General features: G+C 64.8%; 14 protein-coding genes. 6 read left to right on the top strand and 8 right to left on the bottom strand.

The features are described from left to right. Window positions 1-137 precede the first annotated feature (137 nt). Both JN279_RS20955 and JN279_RS20950 read left to right on the top strand, forming a co-directional pair. Window positions 138-311 carry a hypothetical protein gene (locus JN279_RS20955; RefSeq protein WP_202350136.1) on the top strand — a complete coding sequence of 58 codons (174 nt, stop codon included), beginning with the start codon at window positions 138-140 and terminating at the stop codon, window positions 309-311. Window positions 312-386: 75 nt separating this feature from the next. Further along, window positions 387-926 carry a DnaJ domain-containing protein gene (locus tag JN279_RS20950; protein WP_096446655.1) on the top strand — a complete coding sequence of 180 codons (540 nt, stop codon included), beginning with the start codon at window positions 387-389 and terminating at the stop codon, window positions 924-926. 30 nt (window positions 927-956) lie between these two features. Here JN279_RS20950 and JN279_RS20945 read toward each other — a convergent pair whose 3' ends face one another. From JN279_RS20945 to JN279_RS20910, 8 genes are all read right to left on the bottom strand, one after another. Next, window positions 957-1,361 (bottom strand): TadE/TadG family type IV pilus assembly protein, encoded by a 405-nt coding sequence (locus tag JN279_RS20945; RefSeq protein ID WP_096446657.1) that lies wholly within the window; start codon window positions 1,359-1,361, stop codon window positions 957-959. Then, window positions 1,351-1,791 carry a TadE/TadG family type IV pilus assembly protein gene (locus tag JN279_RS20940; RefSeq protein ID WP_096446659.1) on the bottom strand — a complete coding sequence of 147 codons (441 nt, stop codon included), beginning with the start codon at window positions 1,789-1,791 and terminating at the stop codon, window positions 1,351-1,353. The genes JN279_RS20945 and JN279_RS20940 overlap by 11 nt, the downstream gene beginning before the upstream one ends. A 5-nt stretch (window positions 1,792-1,796) precedes the next feature. Continuing rightward, window positions 1,797-3,023, bottom strand: coding sequence for a pilus assembly protein TadG-related protein (locus tag JN279_RS20935; RefSeq protein WP_202350135.1), 1,227 nt, complete (start codon window positions 3,021-3,023; stop codon window positions 1,797-1,799). Between the two features lie 280 nt (window positions 3,024-3,303). After that, complete coding sequence (locus JN279_RS20930) at window positions 3,304-14,397, bottom strand: autotransporter outer membrane beta-barrel domain-containing protein (protein ID WP_202350134.1); 11,094 nt, start codon at window positions 14,395-14,397, stop codon at window positions 3,304-3,306. A gap of 208 nt (window positions 14,398-14,605) precedes the next feature. Further along, window positions 14,606-15,004, bottom strand: a complete 399-nt coding sequence (locus tag JN279_RS20925; protein ID WP_244734063.1) for a DUF6074 family protein — start codon at window positions 15,002-15,004, stop codon at window positions 14,606-14,608. Window positions 15,005-15,071: 67 nt separating this feature from the next. Then, window positions 15,072-15,368: a DUF982 domain-containing protein gene (locus JN279_RS20920; protein WP_202350133.1), complete on the bottom strand. Its 297-nt coding sequence runs from the start codon at window positions 15,366-15,368 to the stop codon at window positions 15,072-15,074. A 180-nt stretch (window positions 15,369-15,548) separates the two neighbouring features. After that, window positions 15,549-15,788, bottom strand: coding sequence for a hypothetical protein (locus JN279_RS20915; RefSeq protein WP_202350132.1), 240 nt, complete (start codon window positions 15,786-15,788; stop codon window positions 15,549-15,551). A gap of 106 nt (window positions 15,789-15,894) precedes the next feature. Continuing rightward, window positions 15,895-16,233, bottom strand: a complete 339-nt coding sequence (locus JN279_RS20910; RefSeq protein WP_202350131.1) for a hypothetical protein — start codon at window positions 16,231-16,233, stop codon at window positions 15,895-15,897. A gap of 278 nt (window positions 16,234-16,511) precedes the next feature. On the opposite strand from JN279_RS20910, the gene map reads away from it, so the two are divergent. The 4 genes from map (at window position 16,512) to JN279_RS20890 (ending at window position 20,841) form a co-directional block, all read left to right on the top strand. Further along, complete coding sequence (map, locus tag JN279_RS20905; protein WP_096446669.1) at window positions 16,512-17,339, top strand: type I methionyl aminopeptidase; 828 nt, start codon at window positions 16,512-16,514, stop codon at window positions 17,337-17,339. 58 nt (window positions 17,340-17,397) lie between these two features. Then, window positions 17,398-18,159 carry a RadC family protein gene (radC, locus tag JN279_RS20900; RefSeq protein WP_096446671.1) on the top strand — a complete coding sequence of 254 codons (762 nt, stop codon included), beginning with the start codon at window positions 17,398-17,400 and terminating at the stop codon, window positions 18,157-18,159. Window positions 18,160-18,521: 362 nt separating this feature from the next. Continuing rightward, a complete protein-coding gene (locus tag JN279_RS20895; protein ID WP_096446673.1) occupies window positions 18,522-19,304 on the top strand; it encodes a hypothetical protein in 783 nt (260 codons plus the stop codon). 355 nt (window positions 19,305-19,659) lie between these two features. Continuing rightward, the gene (locus JN279_RS20890; RefSeq protein ID WP_096446674.1) at window positions 19,660-20,841 is read left to right on the top strand and encodes a carbohydrate kinase family protein; all 1,182 of its coding nucleotides are present in this window, start codon (window positions 19,660-19,662) and stop codon (window positions 20,839-20,841) included. Window positions 20,842-20,890: the final 49 nt, after the last annotated feature.

The following is a 20,890-nucleotide window of genomic DNA, read 5'->3' as shown; positions in this document are numbered from 1 at the left end:
TGGCCAGCCTAGCCCGATGCTCTTGCAATACGAACCCTCAGATTAACCGTTCCAATCCAACATATTAGCAAATACTTGTATTCCTCATAAAGCCGGATCATTATCCAACCATGAGGTCGCTGAAGGGGTAGAGCGCCATGGAACTGAGTTGCTATGATCAGAGCGGGAGCATCTTTGCATCACCCGCCTTCCTGAACCTCACGGCTGTTTTCATCATTCTGGCCGCCTTCGCCGTTGCGCAGTTGATTGCAATGTCGCGCGCGGATTCCCTCGTCCAGTTTCAGCCCGCGCCGATCCAGCCGGCAAATTAAGGGACTGTCGTTTCTTGCCTTTAGCGGACATGCTTTCGACGGTGTGCGCAATAACGATGTTGTGGGAGCGCCATCTTGTTCGTTGACTACTACGAGCTTTTGGAAATCAGCCCGAACGCCAACTCGGAAACCATAGAACGGGTATTTCGTTATTTTGCCATGCGCTACCATCCTGACAATCAGGACACTGGCGATGAATCACGCTTCAGCGAAATCTTGGAGGCCCACAATGTTCTCAAAGATCCCGTCAAACGTGCGCAATATGACATTCAGTACAAAGACCATTTGAACCTGCGAACAGAGTTGGTTGGAGAAGCCAGTAACAGCACAACTATCGAACGTGATGTTGTCATTCAGGAAAAATTGCTCTCGCTGCTTTACGTCAAACGCCGACAAGACGTAAACAATCCCGGCATTGGTGACACTGAAATCGAACGGTTGTCAGGCTGCCCGCGAGAACATCTTGAGTTCCATCTCTGGTACCTGAAAGCCAAGGGCTGGATCGGAAGGATCGAAAACGGGACGTTCGCGATCACCGTGGAAGGCATCGATCGCGCCAATGCCGAACATCGTCGTGACACGACGACGACAAGACTGCTGGACCATGCGGGCTGAAAGCGGAAGCTCGAGCCGGGCTCGTGGTGACTAACCGCCGACCAGCGGCACCGTGACGGTCGTGGCGTAGTTGATCGGAAAGCTGTCGAGGTAAGGGAAGTCGACGACAAAGGCGTAGGTGGCGGTCAGATGCGCCATGCGGAAGCCGCCGCTCGCCGGGTCGATGGCGATCGTCACGTTCACATCCTTCAAACCCAAAGCCTGCAATTTCTGCGTCGCGATCGCTTGGATGTCGGCCTGGGTCAATGTGTTCTGAAGCTGCAGCGAGCGCGACGACGTTTCCAGCGTATAGCGGACGCTGGAGACGGAGTTCATTGACCAGCCCAAGGCGAAGATCCCGAACAGCAATATAATGAGGAAAGGCGCGATCAGCGCGAACTCCAACCCGGCTCCGCCCGATCGGTTCCGCCTGAACGCGCTAGCCCTACCGAACACGGATCACCTCCAGGTGGCCGATGACGCTCGGACCAGAAAAGACGCCGAAGGTGAAGGGCGGCGTCCAAGTGGCGGATGCCTGTATCTGGACATAGACCGATGGCACTTTTGGCCCGCTGCACAGGGTGGAGGCATCGACCACGGTCGTCCCGCACATGTAGATCCGGCTTAGCGTGACCTGGCCGTCCGCCGGCCGTTTCTCCCAGCTCGAAATGGCAACGGCCTGCGTCGCCGTATCATTGCTCGAGCCTCCCATGATCAGATTGGCGGCGGTCTTCACGCCGGCACGCATCGACAGCGAGCTCGTCACATAGGACCAGCCGTCGATGATGCCGAGCAGCGCCACGCACAGGAAAGGCAGGACCATCGCGAACTCGACCGCGGCAACTCCCGCTTTGTCGCTCAGGATCGGCGCAGATCGGGGTTCCACGGAGGCTACTCTACCAGCGCCACGGACTGCGCCGCCGGAATGTCGCGCATTCCGAGGCTCGTGCAATCCTGATTGATGGTTGTGCTGCCGGACCATTGAATCGTATTGGCGACGACTTGGGTGCAGCCGCTGTTGCCCGAGAAGTTGCCAAGATAATTCACTTGCTGTTTGGGGAAGTAGATGGCCCCGGTTAGCAGCGAATCCGCTGTGCCATTGAATGTGCTGGATGCGCTGTTGCCGGTCCTGTCGCCGTAGAACAGCACACCGGAATAGGTGCCCGAGGTCGGCGCGCTGAGCTTCACGGAGGCGTTGCCATTCATGCTGACGGTGGAACTGCCCGACATGAAGATCGTCACACCGCTGCCGATGACGGCCGCGTTGGCGTTTATCTTGAGATCGCCCTGAACGACATAGACGCCGGGCGAAAGGGCGACATTGCCCTTCAGCGTCATGCCGCTGCAATAGGTGCCTGGACTCAGCGTCGCCTTGTTGTCGTTCTGGCAAGGGTTCGAGGCCGCCGGGGTCGGAAGGTCGGCAAATGGATCGGCGGCAGGCAGCGCCTGGGTAATCGGTGCCGCGCAGACGGTGGTGATGGGATTGCTGAGAGAGACGCCGCCCGCCGATATCAGGCAATCGACCTGAAGGCCCGCCGAGCCCTGAAGCTTGATGGCGTCCGAGGCGATCGAATTGGACATTATCACGCAACCGGTGACCTTCACGCTGGTATTGCCTGAAAACAGTACAGCCTGCGAGGCGGTCGGATCGAGTGCCTCCATGCAGGCTTTCGAGGCATTGGTGATGAGGGCCACCGCCCTCGCCTGCTCGGGAACCTTGCCTTGCGTAAAGATCGAGGTGAAAATCCGGTCGAGGTTCTGGCCGACGATAACCTCAACCGCTTTCTTCGCCGTGTTCGGTCCGGATACAGGCGGCGTGTTGACGACGATCGTGCCCGAGCCCAGCCCATTGCTCGCTGCCGACCGCGTCGCGGCCGCGACGATCGTCGACTTGTCGGAACCCGAGATCTGTTCAAGCGCGCCGGCATAGGCCGCGGCATCGGCCGTCGCCTGCAGTTTCAGGCTGTTGTAGTACCAGTAGGAGGTCTCCACCCCGAAGCCGGCGGCGCCGACAACGATCGGCAGGCTTAGGGCGAAGATGGTAGCGACATTTGCACTTGTACCCCGGCGTATACCGGTTGCCATGAGCCGAATTAGGGTGAAGCAATTCAAAGCCATAGCTTGAATTAGAAAGCACGCATATATGAAGGAACGGCTAAAAAGTTCCGTTCATTTTTTGAATTGGCTTCAAAACACCCGACCGTTGGCTGACCGGTGCGCGCAGACATCGCTGAACACGCGCCCCACGCGGACGCCGGCGATGGTTCCGCCGTTCCTTGGTGGAACGATTGCGCGGCAGCGACGAGTCACCGAGGGTCCGGCAGCGAAGGCAAGCGTCGATGCCTCAGAGCTGCCAGCCTGCTATAGATGCGCTATGTCTTGACCGGCGAGCCCTCGCCTACCAGTTCACCCTGAACCCGACATTGCCACCATAGGTCTGCACCCGGTCGGCGAACTTGCCGTCGAAGGTGGCGAAGACCGATGTGTTGCCGCTCCAGTTCAGCTTGACGCCGGCGTTGACGGTGACCGCGTCCTCGGCCGCCGCGGCCCCCTGGACGACGAAGGCGTAGCCCGGTGCCGCCTGGAAGGTGGGTTCGACCGAGCGGTCCGGCTTGAACTCATGCAGCCAGGCGGCACGGCCCCAGGCCTGCAGCGTCTTCGTCTCGCCGATGGCAACCGTGGTGTCGAGTTGCAGGCCGAGCGAGACCGGCAGCGAGATGACCGTGCGGCTGTCGAAGTCGAGGCCGAGCGCTCCGTCGCTGGTCGACTTTTCCGAGAAGGCCTGCATCGCCAGTGCTTGGAACTGCAGCCCTGCGAACGGCGTGATGGCGCCGGCGCCGAATGGCTGCCGCCAGCCGGCCTCGAGGCTGGTGCCGAAGCCGGCGCTCATGAAATCGCCAGTCCAGTGTTCCCTGGTGATTGCCGGCACCGGATTGAGCGGATTGGGCGCGCCAGGCACAGAGGTGAAGCGGTCGGTCGTATTGCTGTAGAGATCCATCGCCAGCGAACCGTTGATGTAGAACTGGCCCCATTTGCGTGCGCCATAGGCGCCGGCATGGCCGCCAATGATGTTGCCCGAGGTTTCGCGATCCGGCACGGTGAAGGATCCGGCGACGCCGCCGAGCGCGAAGCCCATCAGCACGTCGGGATCGCCTTGCGAGTCGAGGCCGACGGCGAAGTTGCCCGACTTGTAACCAAGGGCCGCGCTGCCGACCACGGGATCGCCGGAAGCCACGCCCGAATTGCCGCCCGCCGTTGCCCAGTAATTCCAGCGCTGCGGGTTGGGCGCCTTGGTCAAGGCATCGAACGGATGCGCCTTGCCCGGCGGTTCGGCATAGGCCGCCTCAGGCACCTTCAGCGACTGGCTCATCGGATCCGTCGACAGGCCCATGCGCCAGGCATCGGACTGCCGGTTCATCTGCGCCAGGAAGGTGTTGTTGGCGTCGAACTCCGGCTGCTGGAAGCCGCTGATGCCCTCGCCAGAGATCGTGTCGTAGACGGCGCCAAGCTGGTCGAGCGTCGGAATGTAGAAGATCGCGTTGGCGATCTTGGTGAAGTTCGGCGACGTCAGATCGGTCTGGATCGCGTTGATCGCCTGACCCACCGCGGTCTGGTTCTCGGTCAGGCCGGTGCGGGCGAAATTGATGTCGACATTGAGGACGATATCCTCAGGATTCGGATATTTCAGCGAATATTGCGCCACCGCGCTCGGGATCGTATCGAGCTTCAGTCCATTGTCGGTGACACCGCCCTGCGCCTCCAGGATGACGTAGTCCTGATTGCCTGGCTTTGCCGCGCCGGGGTTCATGATGTTGATGCTGACCAGGCCATTGACGTCGGCCTTCCCGCTCACATTGATGCGGTCCGCTTCAGGGTCGAGATCGAGATCGAGCAGATAGACGCCGCCAAGCGACTGCGACCAGTTGCCGGTGACCTCGGTCGTCATCACGCGGTCGAGACCGCCGGGAGCAGCGAAACCGTCATTGTTGAACTGGCCAGGCAGGTCGAGGTAGACCGTGTCGCCCATCAGATAGACCGCGTTGGTCTTGTTGTTGAAGATGTTGAGACCGGCGCCGAGGTCCATCGATCCGACCGTCAGGTACTTGTTGTCGAACGTTTCATTGCCGACGCCGCCGCGCATGGCATAGCCGTCGATCAACGATATCGAACGGACGGTGCCGTTGTTGGTCAGGAGATTGTCCCTGCCGTCCTTGTAGCTGATGCCGGCACCCGCACCTGAGCCGCCGGTGATCGTCACGCCGCTGGCAATGGTGACGTTGATGTCGCCATTGTCGGCAATGTCGCCAGTGCCGCCGGCGCTCTGCTCCATCAGCGCGAAGGAATTCTTGCCGGTGACCGCGAGGTCGGCCGTTTGCGTGAAGGTGATGGCGCCGCCGGTGCCGCCGCCGCCGGCGCTGCCCATGAACCCTTGCGGCGCGGCGACCATGGCCATCATCATGCTGCTTGCGGCCTGCACCTGGTCGAGGCCGAGATAGTTGCCGGAGAAGCCGCCGACGCCACCGCCGCCGCCGATGCTCTGGCCGAACACGCCGACCGAATTGTCGCCGGTGATGAGCATGGCGACGTTGCTGTTGATGGTGACCACACCGCCATTGCCGCTGCCGCCGGCGACCGCCTGGACGATGCCGTCGGTGCCAGCGGTCACCACGCCGCCACCGCCGCCGACGGACTGCGCGAAGATACCGACCGAGCCATTGCCGGTAAGCCTGATCTGCCCCGTATTGGTAACGGTGACATCGCCGCCCTTGCCGGTCGCGCCAGTATCGCCGCCGATGAACACCGGCACGCCGATGGCCGCCGCAATCGCGGTGCCGCCCGAGCCGCCGCCGCCGCCGACCGATTGCGCGAAGATCGCGACGGAATTGTCGCCGTCGAGCTGCATGGCGCCATTGTTGATGACGGTAACAATGCCACCGTCGCCGCCAGCGGCACCCTTGCCGCCGAGCGCGATGGCAAGGCCGGGCGGACCGCCCGATACGGAATAGGACGCGCCGCCGGCACCGCCGCCGCCGCCCACCGACTGCGCCATGATGCCGGTCGAGCCGAAGCCCTTTGTGTGGATGATGCCGTCACTGAAATTGGTGACATTGACGTTGCCGCCCTTGCCATTGGTGCCGCCGTCGCCGCCGATGCCGAAGGTGAAGGCGCCGGGCGCTGGGCTCGCCGCCACGCTCATGGCGCCCGTGCCGCCGCCGCCGCCGATCGATTCGGCGAAGATCGCCACCGACGAGGCCGACACTGTCGTGATGTCGCCATGGTTGTTGACGGTGACGACGCCGCCATCGCCCGAACTGCCGCCGCCACCACCGACGCCGATCGCAACCGGCACGATGCTGACGCCGAAGGCGCCGCCGCCCGAGCCGCCACCGGCGCCGACCGACTGCGCGAAGATGCCGTGCGCGCCGACGCCTTCGACCGTGATCGTGCCATTGGCATTGTTGTTGACGGTGACGACGCCGCCAGAGCCGGTGCTGCCGGCCGTGGTGCCGTTGCCGACATCGCCACCCTTGCCGCCGACGGCAATGAAGCCGATCGCGCGGCCGCCCGAACCACCGCCGCCGCCGATCGACTGGGCGTTGATGCCATCCGCGCCGGCGCCATAGGTGTGCAGGCTGTTGTCGTTGGTGACATTGACGATGCCGCCGATGCCGGACGAGCCGCCGGCGCCACCGATCGAGATCAGGGCCGGGATCGAGCCGGTGATGCCGCCATTCTTGCCACCGCCCGAACCACCGCCGCCACCCACCGACTGCGCCTGGATCGCGTAGGAATCGATGCCGTGCGTCTCGATCATCGCGTCGTTGATGACATCCACCTGGCCGCCGGAGCCGCTGGCGCCACCCGAGCCGCCCACCGCGATCGCGCTGATGCCGAGCGAGCCGCCGGCGCCACCGCCGCCGCCGATCGATTGCGCGAAAATGCCAACCGAATCATCGGCATGGGTGAGGATGCCGCCATAATTGTTGACCGTGACATGACCGCCGGTGCCGCCCGCCTTGCCTGAGCCGCCGAGCGACAGCAGGCCGCCGGCGCCACCGCCCGTGCCACCACCGCCACCGACCGACTGCGCAAAGATGCCAGCCGAATAGCCCTGCTCCGGCTCGGCGCTCGGCGCGCCCTCTGCCGGCGGCGTCGGCGACGTGCCGAATGTCTGGATGATGGCCATGCCGGCCTGGCTGAGGTCGGACTTGCCGTTGGTGACGGTGACCGAGCCGCCATTGCCGGCGGCCTTGCCCTGGCCGCCGATGCCGACGGTGCCGAGCGCGCCCGCCTCGCCGTCGCCGCCATCGCCGCCGCCGCCGCCGATCGACTGGGCGTGGATGCCGTCCGACTTGGTGCCGTTGGTGGTGATCACGCCTTCATTGGTGACGATGACGGTACCGCCATTGCCGCCGCCGGCGCCGTTGCCGCCAATGGCGACCGTGCCGGAACGCGTCAGGCTGCTGGTGCCGAGCGGCTTCAGGAGCAACGTCGGATCGACCGGCACGTAAGGTATCGCAAGCAGGCCGCCGGTACCCACATAGGCATCGCCGCCAATGCCGCCGCCGCCGCCGATCGACTGGGCGACGATGCCGGACGACTTGTCGCCATGCGTGGTGATGAAATCATAGTTGCCGACATCGACGGTCTGGGCGTCATTGCCGGTTCCGCCAGCGCCACCGACCGTCGCCTGCAGGTTCCAGTTCGGCTTGCCACCGGCCGGTTCACAGACTTTCGGCAGGGTGCATTTCGCACCAAGCTGCAACGAGATCGAATTGGCGCGGCCGCCGGTGCCGCCGCCGCCGCCGATCGATTGCGCCAGGATGCCGAAGGCGCCCATGCCGTTGGTTTCGATGCCGCCATACTGCCTGATAGTGACGTTCCCGCCCGTGTTGCCGTTGCCGGCCGAGCCACCAACGGCGACGCTGACATTGACCTGCGTGCCCGCATTGTTGCCGTTGAGGCCGAGCACGCCGGTGATAGCGTTGCCGCCGGAGCCGCCGCCGCCGCCGACCGATTGCGCGAAGATGCCGTAGGCGCCGTCACCATTGGTCACGGTCTGGCCGGCCGCGAGCAAGCCGGTCTGCAACAGGCCGTGATTGGTCACGAAGACGGCGCCGGCAAAGCCGGCGTCGCCGCCGAAGCCGCCGACGGTCACGCCGGCATTGAAATTGGTTCCGGTACCGAGCGAGCCGATCACGGCCGAGACGGCCATGCCGCCATTGCCGCCACCGCCGCCGATCGACTGCGCCTGGATGGCGTGCGATTCGACGCCGTAGGTCGAAATCGCACCAGTATTGTCGATCGTCACCTTGTCGCTGTTGGTGCCGGCGCCGCCGAAGCCGCCGACGCTGGCCGACAGGGTCTTGGCATCGGTGCCGGCAATCACGCCGGAGATCGCCATGCCGCCATTGCCGCCGCTGCCGCCGACCGATTGTGCGAACAGGCCGACAGACTGATCGCCGGTGGTGATGGTCGAGCCGTGGCGCGTCAGCAGAACTTCGCCGCCGGTGCCGCCGCCGCCGCCCTCGCCGCCGACCGCGGCGGTGATCTGGTTGCCACCCTCACCGAGGTTGAGCGCTGCCGCCACGCTAAGCCCACCGGTGCCGCCGCCACCGCCGACCGATTGCGCCAGCACGCCGAAGGCCTTGTCGCCGCCGGTCTGGATAATGCCGGTGGAATCGACCGTGACCTTCTCGGCATCGCCGCCGGAACCGGCGCCGCCACCCAGCGATACCGAGACCGCGCCGTTCTTGCTCGGGTTCTTGCCGAGCGAGCCTTTGATCGTCGCGGCAAAGGAGAACCCGCCATTGCCGCCACCGCCGCCGACGGACTGCGCCAGGATGCCGTTCGCGCCATTGCCTTCGGTCAGGATGTTATCCACCGAGGTGACGTTGACGATCTTGCCATCGCCGGAACCCGCACCGGAGCCGCCGACAGAGACGGCGATCGCGGCCTTGGCATTCTGGCCGGTGACCGAAACAGCGCCGGAGAAGCCGCCATCGCCGCCGCCGCCACCGACCGACTGCGCGAAGATGCCATTCGAATCCCCGCCAACGGTGTGAATGGTCGCGTTGTTATTGGCGAGCGTGGTGCCGACATTGCTGTTGACGACGACGCGGCCGCCATCCTGGCCGGCACCACCATTGCCGCCGACGCTGACGCTGGCGCCACCGGCGCCGTCGACGACCATTTCGCCGGAAATGGCGAAGCCACCGGTGCCGCCGCCGCCGCCGATCGACTGGGCAAGGATACCGTTCGCCTTGTCGCCGGTCGTGTCGATCGTGCCGATATTGTTGACCGTGACCAGCTGGGAGGTGCCGCCCTTGGCGCCGGCGCCGCCGACAGAAACCGCAGCGGCCGCTTTCTGGCCGGCGCCAGCGATGGTGACCGCGGCTCCGCCATTGCCGCCGCCGCCGCCGACCGATTGCGCCAATATGCCGTTCGAACCGTTCTTGAGGGTCACAATATTGCCGGTCGAGGTCACGGTGACCGTGTCGGCGTTGCCGCCGCCCTTGCCGGAACCGCCGACACCGACGCCGATCGCACCGGCTCCCGTGGTGATCGCAAGCGCGCCGGTGAAGCCGCCATTGCCGCCGCCGCCGCCGATCGACTGCGCCAGGATGCCGTCGGCCTTCAAACCTTCGGTCCTGAGATCGCCGGTCGAGGTGACGGTCACCGCTTTGGCGTTGCCGCCATTGTCGCCGGAGCCGCCGACGCCGACGGCCAGACTGCCCGTGCCCTCGCCGGTCAGCGTGCCGGCTATCGCGCCGCCGCCATTGCCGCCGCCGCCGCCGACCGATTGCGCGAAGATCGCATGCGAGCCGTCGCCGTCGGTCTCGATGTTGCCGTGGCTGGTGACGGTGACGACCGCGGCGTCGCCGCCGCTCGAGCCGGAGCCCCCCACCGCGACACTGGCCGCCATATCCTTGCTGCCGGCCAACGCAATGGCAAAGCCGCCATTGCCGCCACCACCGCCGACCGACTGCGCCATGATGCCGAAGGAGTCTTTCCCTCCGGTCAGGATGTTGTTGTAGCTGGTGACGGTGACCGTATCGGCGGTCGAGCCGGATCCGGCGCCGCCGCCGATGCTGACGCCCAGCCCGCCACCGCCGAGCCCAACGCCGAGGCTGCCGGCGAAGCCGCCCGAGCCGCCGCCGCCGCCGACCGACTGCGCGAAGATGCCGGACGAATTGTCGCCCTGGGTCCAGATCGAGACCGTGTTTGCGGCCGGCGCCTGCAGCACCGGCTGGCCATTGGAGTCGACGAGGCTATAGCTGTTGACGATCACCTTTCCGGCGGTCGAGCCGGTGGCGCCCGTGCCGCCGACGCCGACGCCGATGCCGGCATTGCCTGTGGTGGCCGAGCCGGCAACCGCGAAGCCGCCATTGCCGCCGCCGCCGCCAATCGACTGCGCCAGGATGCCGTTGGAGAATTTGCCCGTCGTCGTGATCGTGCCGGAGCTTGTCACCGTCACGTCCTTGCCGACGCCGCCGACGCCACCCTTGCCGCCGATCGCGACCGACGCCGTCGCCGCATCGGGGTCGCCGAGTGCACCGGTGACGGCAACGCTGAAGCCGCCATTGCCGCCACCGCCGCCGATCGACTGGGCGATGATGCCGGACGAATTGTCGAAATTCGTCGCGATGTTGCCGGTCGAGGTCACCTTGACGATGTCGGCGCTGCCGCCGCCCGCACCGCTGCCGCCAAACGCCACGCCGACGGCGATCGACTTGCCGCCGCCGAGCGTGCCGGCGAAGCCGCCATTGCCGCCGCCGCCGCCGACCGATTGCGCCAGTATGCCGGCGGCGCCCGTGCCGCGGACACCACCTGATATGAAGCCGGCGCCGGTTGAGATGTTGCCCGTCGAGATGACGGTGACATCGAGGCCGTTGCCGGCCGCGCCGCCCTTGCCGCCAAGCGCCACGCCGATACCGGCATCCTTGGCCAGCGCCAGCGAAACGGTCGAGCCGCCATTGCCGCCGCCGCCGCCGACCGATTGCGCCAGAATGCCGATCGCCTGGTCGCCATAGGTGGTGATGTCGCCGGTCGAGGTGACGCGGACGGTTTTCGCGCTGCCGCCACCGGCGCCACTGCCGCCAAGCCCGACCGCGGCGCTGACGCCCTGCAGCGTGATCGCGCCGGCGCCGGCGAAGCCGCCATTGCCGCCGCCGCCGCCGACCGATTGCGCCAGGATGCCGATCGACTGGTCGCCATGGGTTTGGATGTTGCCGGTCGAGGTCACTGTCACCTCGCCGGCACTTTGCCCGCTACCGCCACTGCCGCCAACGGCCACCGAAGCGCCCAGCGCTCCCGTCGTGAATGTGCCGGCGACGCTGAAGCCGCCATTGCCGCCACCGCCGCCGATCGACTGCGCCAGGATGCCGTCGGACTGTTTGCCGTAAGTGGCGATGTTGCCGTAGCTGGTGACGAAAACATCCTTGCCGACGCCACCGGTGGCGCCGCTGCCGCCGACCGAGACGGCGGCCGCGCCACCGGCGCCTTCATAGGAACCGGAGACGCTCAGCGTCACGGCGAAGCCGCCATTGCCGCCGCCGCCGCCGATCGATTGCGCCAGGATGCCGGTCGAGTTGTCGTCTATCGTCAATATGTTGTTCTGGGTGACGGTGTTGCCGACCTTCTTGCCATTGTTGACGGTCGCCGTTCCGGCATCGCCGCCGCCCCCGCCGGTGCCGCCGAGGCTGACACCGACGCCGACAAGCCCACCCGCCGCGAGGCTGCCGGAGAAGCCGCCATTGCCGCCGCCGCCGCCGATGCTTTCAGCCTGAATGCCGACCGCGTTCTTGCCTTCGGTGACAAGGTTCCAGGTGCCGGTATAGCCGGTGGCGACCGCATGGCCGGCGCCGTCGGCATTGACGGTGACGTTGCCGGCATTGCTGCCGTCGGCGCCGGCGCCCCCAAGTCCGACGCTCGCCGCGCCACCGCCAAGGGCGGCCGAGATGGTGAAGCCGCCATTGCCGCCGCCGCCGCCGACCGACTGCGCCAGGATGCCGGTCGAATTGTTGCCTTTTGTGTGGATCGAACCGGAACTGCCGACAATGACGTCGGCACCATAACCACCGCCGGCACCCTTGCCGCCAATATTGACGGCAATACCGACCGCGCCGCCGATGGCACCGCCGATCGAATAGCCGCCATTGCCGCCGCCACCGCCGACCGATTGCGCAACGATGCCGCCGGCATTGTTGCCGGCCGTCGAGATGTCGCTGAGGCTCGACACGGTGACGAGTTTCGATGCACCGCCGGCGCCGCCATCGCCGCCAATGCCGATCGCCGCGGCGAATGTCCCGGTAGCGTTGACCGCGACCGCGATCGCCGCGCCGCCGTTGCCGCCTGTGCCGCCGATCGATTGCGCGAAAATGCCACGCGATCCCTGGCCATAGGTGGTCAGGGAGCCGGCGGTCTCCACCGTCACGATGTTGCCGTCGCTGGCATTGCCGGCAGCCCCGCCCATGGCGAGCGCAAGCACGCCGACCGCGCCCGAAACCGAAAATCCGCCATTGCCGCCGCCACCGCCGATCGATTGCGCGAAAACGGCATCCGACTGGTCGCCATGGGTGATGATCGAATAGGCGGTATCGTTGGCGTCGCGCAGCACCTCCACCGCGCCGGACGTGCCGCCACTCCCGCCGGCGCCGCCAATCGCCACGCTGAAGCCGATGCCGCCGGAGAAAGCACCACCGCCATTGCCGCCGCCGCCGCCGACCGATTGTGCGAAAATGCCGGCGGAATTGACCGAGCCGGCACCATTTTTTCCGGTTTCGATATCGCCGGCATTGATCACCGTCACCCGCGCGCCATTGCCGCCGGCGCCGCCCTTGCCGCCGGCCGAGAACAGGCCGCCGGAGGTGCCGCCATTGCCGCCGCCGCCACCGACCGACTGTGCGAAGATGCCGGCGGACTGCTTGCCGTCGGTGCTGATCGAACCGGCGGCGGTGTTCGTCACTTCGACGATGCCGCCATTGGTGGTCGAGGCGCCATCGCCGCCAAGCGACACGAGACCGCCGGAATTGCCGCCATTGCCGCCACCGCCGCCAATCGACTGCGCCAGGATGCCGTTGGAATCCTCACCATGGGTGACGATCGCGCCGGAATTGGTGACGCCGACGGTCACGACATTGGCCGGGCCGCCATTGCCGCCGAGACTGCCGCTGCCGCCCGAAGCGAACAGACCGAAGTTCGAACCGCCGTCGCCGCCGCCGCCGCCGATGGTCTGGGCCAGGATGCCCTGCGAATTGTTGCCCCAGGTGGTGATATTGGCATTGTTGGTGACCTGGACGATGCCGCCATTGCCGCCATTGCCGCCGCTGCCGCCGGAGGACGAAAACAGGCCGAAACCACCGGCGCTGCCGCCGCCGCCACCGCCGATCGACTGCGCGGCTATGCCGTGCGAGTAGATGCCATAGGTGGTGATTGTCGTGCCGACGCCGGTGAAGACATTGGCGTTGCCGCCAGCACCGGCCGGACTGCCGCCGCCCGGATTGAAGACCAGGCCGCCACCGCCGCCGCCATTGCCGCCATGGCCGCCCTGGCTGATGGCTGCGATGCCCGCGGAATAGTTACCCAGCGTTTCGACACTTCCGCTGTTGAAATTGACGGTGGCGTTGCCACCGCTGCCACCCAGCCCGCCATCGCCGGCATCGCCCGAAATGCCCTTGGCATCGCCACCGTCGCCACCATCGCCGCCGACGCTGCTCGCGACGATGCCCGCATTGGGGCAAGCCGTCGGCAACACGCAATTGTTGCTTGTCCTGATGGCGCCGTCGACGTTGACCGTAATCACACCGCCATCGGCGCCATTGGCGCCGTCACCGCCATCGGAGAAGACGTAGCCGTTGCTGCCGTTGCCGCCGCGGCTGCCATTCGAGGCGCCGAGAACACCGATGGTGCCGGTTGCGATCACCGCCCCGCTATTTGGCGTATTGGTGTTGGCCGTGGGTTGATAGTAGTTGACCACAAGTGTCGGGCCGGAATTGCCCGAAGGCCCCCCGGCAGCCTTGACCGGCGGTGCGACGCAGCTTGTTCCGGAAGGCGCGCCGCTGGCGACCGCGCAGCTCTCGGCGACGGCGGGATTGCCGTTCTGGGCGGGTTTCTCCGGGGTAATGACGCAGTCGGCCGCGTTGCCGGTGCTGCAGGTGTAGTGCTGGACTTCCGTTGCCGCCGACGGGCTCGCGCCCGAACCGGTCAGCGATATGCGGCTGGGGTCGATCGTCAGCGTGTTGACGTTGAGCGTCGTAACGCCAGGCGCGGTGTAGCTGATGTCAGACTGTGTCCCGGCTCCCGCGCAGGTCTCGACGCCGCCACTCGGTCCCGTGCATGTCGCCTTGGCAGGACCCGTCGAGCCGACGAACAGCGTCAGCGCCATGAGAATGGCCGCTATCGCCGCAAAGCCTGAAAGGCCAAGAAATCTCTGCTTCAACCAGCCTGAAACAAGGCGAGACTCGGCTACGTCCCAACGAACACGAGTCATCATCATCCCCCTGATCCGCACCGCCCCCGGCGCGAATCTGCCCTTGCTAATGCAACCTAACAGATTGCAATGGCAATAAGCGCTCCTAAGAATAGAGGTGATGTAAATTAGGTGCAGTGTTGCCGTTCAAGCACACAGACCCACAGCAATCGGTAGAATTTACGCGCTATTCGAGTAGCTAGCGTGTCGCAATAATGCGACCTTTGCTTCAGGCGGAAAGAACTGGAGCGGGCTCAGCAGCCAGGCCGGCCGAAAGCTCTCTTTGTACGGCCAGGAAAAACCTGCGCACTTCATCACTGGCTGTGGCTCTGTCCCTGCCCGACCCAACAACGAGGTCAAGCAATTCGGCTGCTTTAGCCCTCCAGAACGAGGCTGCAGGCTCACCATGCAGATGGTGGAGCTTGGCTGCAACTTCTCTGACTAGGAATAGCTGACGGTCGATCGGGAATGCACGGACTTTTTCTGGGGACATCTTCCAAACCATGAACTGACGCAACGAATCAACCATTGCTGAACAAGCAATGGCGTAGCCTCCGATGTGGAAACGGAAGCTTAACGCCGCAGTCGATGCACCGTCATAGGACGAGATGCGCGTGATGATCCGCAAACGAGATCATCCCGTTCATTCAAGCAGAGTTGGTTGGGAAGCGGAGTGGTTATGGGGCGAACGGCCCTCAAGCCTGCAGCGTTCTCGCCTCGCCGCCACGCTTGCGCGGCGCCATCATGTCGCTGGCCATCAGTCCGGTTACACGGCAAAACGCCATGAACGCACGGCAGGCATCCTCGGTCTTGACCACGTCAACCGTGGCGCCGAAGCAGGCATTGAAGGCTTTTTGATACACCGGCCCCTGCCGGCGTGCCGGCCAGTCCTGAAGAAAATCCAGCGCCTGCTCGACGCTGTAAATCTCCTCGACCGGCAAGCCGGGGCCTTGCGCAATGCGCACCGGCACCTCGAATTGCAATCTGTCCATCAGGCATCTCCCGAACTGGCGTCGCCCAAGCAACGCCGTTCGTTGTCAAAAGTTGCTTTGACCGGTTGGTGCCACGCAAATGTGTCGTCACTGCGGAAACGGCGGTTTTGCTGCAAACGGGCGGAGGAAAGTTCGCCGGCACCAGTTGGTCCGGCAGAACCTTCCAAGTTGGCGGCGCGATTACTGGTTGGCAGGGTCGGTCTCCGCGTCGAAGGCCATGCGCACCACGGTCAGCAGAACATAGGCCGATGGCAAGGCGAACAGGGCGCCAAGGACGAGCGCTCCGGTTCCCGACAGATAGAGCGTCTCGGCGATTGCCCAATAGACGGTTCCGATACAGATGAACGCCTGAACGGACAGAAAGGATGCAGCCGAGGCCGCACGCGTCAGGCTTTTGAATGTCTTGATACGTTGTTGCATTTGCAATCATCCGGAAATGACGCGCCACGCCGCCCATGCGCGGCTGAAAGGCCGCCGCACGGGTCGCGACGCGAATGGCTTGAGGTGAGGTGCGGTCCTGGACCGCTCAGGCCTGCGTGGACGGCGGCGCACGCGGCTGGTTGGTGCTCGCGCTGGGAGCGGAGATCGTGCCAGAGCCGGCAACAGGCGCGGCCGGGGAAGTCCGGTCCAGCCAAAGGAAAACAGCTTGCGGAGCCGGCAAGGCCGGATGACCGCCGGTGAACTTGGCCAGCATCGGCCGGGCGGTGCGAACCTCCAGTGCCTGCGCCTTGTTGGTGACGCGCAACAGCGCCGCGACTTCGCCCGACCGTTCGACGCCAACGCCGGCACCGCCCTGTGCAGGATCCGCGAAGGTAGGCAAGTCGGGCCGGCCGAGGCACAGCATCGCCAGCAGCACCAGGCCCATCAGACATGAGCAGGCTGCGGTCAGCGGCGCTTCAAGCGATCTGGCGCGCTTCGGGGCTGGACGCGATCTCCAAAACATCGTCCCGCCTAGCCCACGATGGCCGGAAAGGAAAGCAAACCATGTGAAAACCGACAAGAGACCGCCCCAACGAGACGAATATCCGGGCGGCTCAGGCTGCATCAGGCAGTTCTTCCTTGAACCTTTTGCCTCCAAGTGCCAAATCTGGTGGGATTTTCACGTCAGCACTCCTGCAGCGCCCCACCTTCTATACGGACAAAATGGTCACCTATCTCGACGCCGCCACGGCCCCCCTCAGAAACACCGGCCAGATCCGCCTCTATGGCAAGGACGGTTTTGCCGGCATGCGCAAGGCATGCGACCTCACCGCGCGCTGCCTGGACGCGCTGGTGCCGATGGTCGTACCCGGCGTCACCACGGACACCATCGACCGTTTCGTCTTCGAGTTCGGCATGGACCACGGCGCGCTGCCGGCGACGCTCAACTATCGCGGCTACACGAAATCGTCCTGCACCTCGATCAACCATGTCGTCTGCCACGGCATTCCCGACAACAAGCCGCTCAAGGATGGCGACATCGTCAACATCGACGTGACCTACATCCTCGACGGCTGGCACGGCGATTCCTCGCGGATGTATCCGGTCGGCACGATCAAGCGCGCCGCCGAGCGGCTGCTCGAGGTCACTCATGAATGCCTGATGCGTGGCATCGCCGCGGTCAGGCCTGGTGCGCGCACCGGCGCCATCGGCGCCGCCATCCAGACCTATGCCGAGGCGGAGCGCTGCTCGGTGGTGCGCGACTTCTGCGGCCACGGCGTTGGCCAGCTGTTCCACGACGCCCCGAACATCCTGCACTACGGCAGCGCCAATGAAGGCGTAGAAATGCGGCCCGGCATGATCTTCACCATCGAGCCGATGATCAATCTCGGCCGGCCGCATGTGAAGGTCTTGTCGGATGGCTGGACGGCGGTGACGCGTGACCGTTCGCTGTCGGCACAGTACGAACACACGATCGGCGTCACCGATACGGGCTGCGAGATTTTCACGCTCTCGCCCAACAATCTCGACCGGCCCGGCCTGCCGGCCTGATGTTTTAATACGTCGGGCGGCCGGCTTTGCCCGACTGATTGGCTGGATGCGGGGGCTGATGGGGACAACGGGCGACGACGACGAGCGGAGTTTCTTTGCCGAGGTGCCGGTTCGGCCTGCGGCGAAGGCCAGGCCGGCTCCAGCCGAAAAACCTGGATATCTCGGCCATCGCGACCGCTTGCGCGAGCGCTTTGCCTCGGCAGGCCCTGACGCCCTGCCCGATTATGAGCTTCTGGAGCTCTTGCTCTTCCGGCTGATCCCGCGCGCCGACACCAAGCCGGCCGCCAAGGCACTGCTGGCGCGCTTCGGCACGCTGGCCGAAGTGCTTGGCGCGCCCGTCAACCTGCTGCAGGAGGTCAAGGGCATCGGCCCGGCCGTGGCGCTCGACCTGAAAATTGTCGCGGCGACAGCGCAACGCATGGCGCATGGCGAAGTCCATGGCCGCGAAGTCCTTTCGTCGTGGACGCAGCTTCTCGCCTATTGCCGCTCGGCCATGGCCTTCGAAGCGCGCGAGCAGTTCCGCATCCTGTTCCTCGACAAAAAGAACGCGCTGATCGCCGACGAGGTGCAGCAGACCGGCACTGTCGACCACACGCCCGTCTATCCCAGGGAAGTGGTCAAGCGGGCGCTCGAACTGTCGGCCACCGCGATCATCCTGGTGCACAACCATCCCTCGGGCGACCCGACGCCATCGCGCGCGGACATCGAGATGACGAAGGAGATCATCGAGGCGGGCAAACGGCTGGGCATCGCCGTGCACGACCACATCATCATCGGGCGCAAGGGATACGCGAGCATGAAGGGTTTGTTGCTGATCTAGGGCGTCGACCAATAAGGCGGCCAGTTCGCCTTTGCCGACAGGAAGGCAACAGCGTTTCTCGCATCACGCATCCGACAAGGCTTCCGTCATCGACTTCCCACATTCCAGCGCGTTTCCGACCAATCGCTCGGCGACACTGGCCGGCAGCTAGGACCATGGTCTGGCCGACATGGGACTTCAGTAGCACAGCGACCTGACGGTGTTTATTTTCATGAAATATCAAATAGTTACGCCGCTAGCCATCATCGAGATCGCGCATTGCGACCGCATTTGTCTAAAGTTTACTCAGTACGATTAGTGGTTTCTCATATTAGCTGATCTAGCGCGGTGGGGCGGAGGCGGCGATTCCCCGAGGAGACACCATGACAAACCGAAAAACTCTGTTCGCGGCGCTTGCCGCATTGGCGCTTCTGGCGTCCCCGGCGCTCGCCGGAGCCGGCGGCAACGGGCACGGCAATGGCGGCGGCAATGGTGGCGGCAACGGCAACGGCAACGGCAACGCTGGCGGCAATGGCAATGGCAATGGCAACAGCAGTGCCTCGCATGGCAAGTCGGCATCGGCTCCAGGCCATGTTGGCAAGGTGGACGCGGGCACAACGACCTCCACCACGGTCGACACCACCACTGAGGTCGCATCCGTGCCCAAGGAGAAAAACATCCATGCCAAGCTCGGCCGGCTGAACTCCCTGCAGCGCAACATCAACGCCTATATGAATTCCAAGAGCAAGAAGTTCGCCGGCATCCAGGCCTTTGTGACACAGTCCGCGAAAGCCAAGGTCGCCCAGGCCGCGGCTGAGACCGCTGCGACCACGGCGGCGGCCGCCCAGGCGCAACTGGATACGCTGAATGCGCAGTTGACCGCGCTGCAGGCGGATCCGACCGCTACGCCTGAACAGATCCAGGCGGTGAAAGACCAGATCACCGCCCAGCAGGCCGTCGTCGACGCCGACAACGCAGCGGCCGACGAGGCAGAGGCGGCAGCGGCTACGGCGACCGTTGGCACCGACCAGGCATCGCTCGATGCAGCGCTGACGGACATGGCCAACAAGCCCGTCGATGATGAGGTCACGGCCTGGGCCCAGGGTGTCCTTGCCGACAAGATCGACCAGATGGCTACCAAGATCGAAGCGCAGACCACGCCTTAGGCGTCGACCAGAACGGCAGCATCTGATTTGGTCCAAGACGATGCCGTCGGGTTCTGCCCGGCGGCATTGCTGTTTCTGGCCGTAGCGGAAAACCGCCCAAGGGCCATTTCCGGTGTGGCAGCTGCTAGCTGAGCTGCTGGAAGGCGCTGCGATGAGCGTCCGATCAGGCGCCGCGAACGAACATACGGAAATTTGAAAATCGTTCAAACATGGAAAGGGCGATCCAGTTATCCCAGCCTGATTGGATCAATCTTCCAATGAACAAGCGCGATCTCCAGTTTTTTGGAAAACAGTTTCGTTGAGGCGCCGCGTTTCCACTGCTACCGTTTGAAACGCTTCAATCGGAACCAGGCAATTGCAACGCAAGCGCCCTACCATAGCGGATGTCGCACGGACCGCCGGTGTCTCCATCGGCACGGTGTCGAACTTCATCAATGGCACCGCCGGCCTCAGGGAAGACACACGCGAGCGCATCGAGAAGGCGGTCGCCGCGCTGATGTATCGGCCGAGTTCCTTTGCGCGGTCCCTGCCCGGCCGCGCGCCCCGCAGGCCAAAAAACCTCGATCACCTGCCAAGGCTGCTGGTCGCCGGCCGCGTCAGCGTCGACTTCCTGTGCCGTGTCGACGTGCTGCCGCATCGCGACGACCGCATCACCGCCAGCCATATCGAAAAGGCGTTGGGCGGGCCGGCCGCCAATCTCGCGGTTGCCGCGGCCGGCGTTGGCGCGCCCTACGCTCTTGACGTGGAACTGGCGACGGCGGTCGGCAGGGACGCCGAAAGCGACTGGGCCTTGGGCGAGCTCGCCAAGCTGGGTGTCCACGCCTTGCCGATCCGCAGCACGCCCAACAACCGGCTTTCGCAGGCGATCGTCATCATCGAGCGCAACGGCAGCCGCACCATCATCAGCGAACCGTTCGAGCTTGGCGAGGTCGACCTGACCGCCAATCTGGACATCCAGCCCGAGCAGCGCCCGGCCTGTCTGCATATCGAAGGCTTTCACTATGAGACGATGACCGCCTCCATCGCGCGCTTTCATCAGGCAGGCTGGAAAGTGAGCCTGCATTCGGCCGGCTTGCCCAAAAGCGCTCGCACGCCGGAAACCTTCGCGCAGATGGTCAGGCAGATCGACCTGACCTTCATCAACGACGTGATGATGCGGGAGATTTTCGGCTTTCGCACCGGGATGGCGAGCATGATCGAAGAGGTGCGGCTGATGCTGTCACGCATCAAGCCGCGCGGGACCGTCGTGCTCACCCTTGGCGAGTTTGGCGCGGTCGTCTTCCCGGCTGGCGGCGGCCCACAGATCGAGGTGCCGGCACTGCCGGTCAACCGCGTCGACGCCACCGGCGCCGGCGACAGCTTCGCCGGCATCTTCCTCAGCCTCTGGCTGCATGGCGCGTCGCTGGATGCCGCCGCCCGCTATGCCGCGATCGGCGCAAGCCTGACGACCACGGTCGAAGGCGCGCAGGGCTACATCGCGGATTTTGCCACCCTGAAGGCGACCGCCTTGGCGAATGACACTGTTATGGCAAGTTAAATCAAAGACTTATCGATTTCTGGACATCCCCCATCGGGCGAAATCAGGA

The sequence above is a fragment of the Mesorhizobium sp. 113-1-2 genome (assembly GCF_016756475.1).
Classification (GTDB): Bacteria; Pseudomonadota; Alphaproteobacteria; order Rhizobiales; family Rhizobiaceae; genus Mesorhizobium; species Mesorhizobium loti_C.
Note: the sequence above shows the minus strand (reverse complement) of the source record. Positions and strands in the feature narration are given on the sequence as shown.

Coding starts and splice junctions, on each gene's coding strand:
- JN279_RS20920 (WP_202350133.1), bottom strand. CDS start 15,368: ATGGACAGATTGCAATTCGAGGTGCCGGTGCGCATTGCGCAAGGCCCC.
- radC (WP_096446671.1), top strand. CDS start 17,398: ATGGGGACAACGGGCGACGACGACGAGCGGAGTTTCTTTGCCGAGGTG.
- map (WP_096446669.1), top strand. CDS start 16,512: ATGGTCACCTATCTCGACGCCGCCACGGCCCCCCTCAGAAACACCGGC.
- JN279_RS20915 (WP_202350132.1), bottom strand. CDS start 15,788: ATGCAACAACGTATCAAGACATTCAAAAGCCTGACGCGTGCGGCCTCG.
- JN279_RS20930 (WP_202350134.1), bottom strand. CDS start 14,397: ATGACTCGTGTTCGTTGGGACGTAGCCGAGTCTCGCCTTGTTTCAGGC.
- JN279_RS20895 (WP_096446673.1), top strand. CDS start 18,522: ATGACAAACCGAAAAACTCTGTTCGCGGCGCTTGCCGCATTGGCGCTT.
- JN279_RS20910 (WP_202350131.1), bottom strand. CDS start 16,233: ATGGGCCTGGTGCTGCTGGCGATGCTGTGCCTCGGCCGGCCCGACTTG.
- JN279_RS20935 (WP_202350135.1), bottom strand. CDS start 3,023: ATGGCTTTGAATTGCTTCACCCTAATTCGGCTCATGGCAACCGGTATA.
- JN279_RS20955 (WP_202350136.1), top strand. CDS start 138: ATGGAACTGAGTTGCTATGATCAGAGCGGGAGCATCTTTGCATCACCC.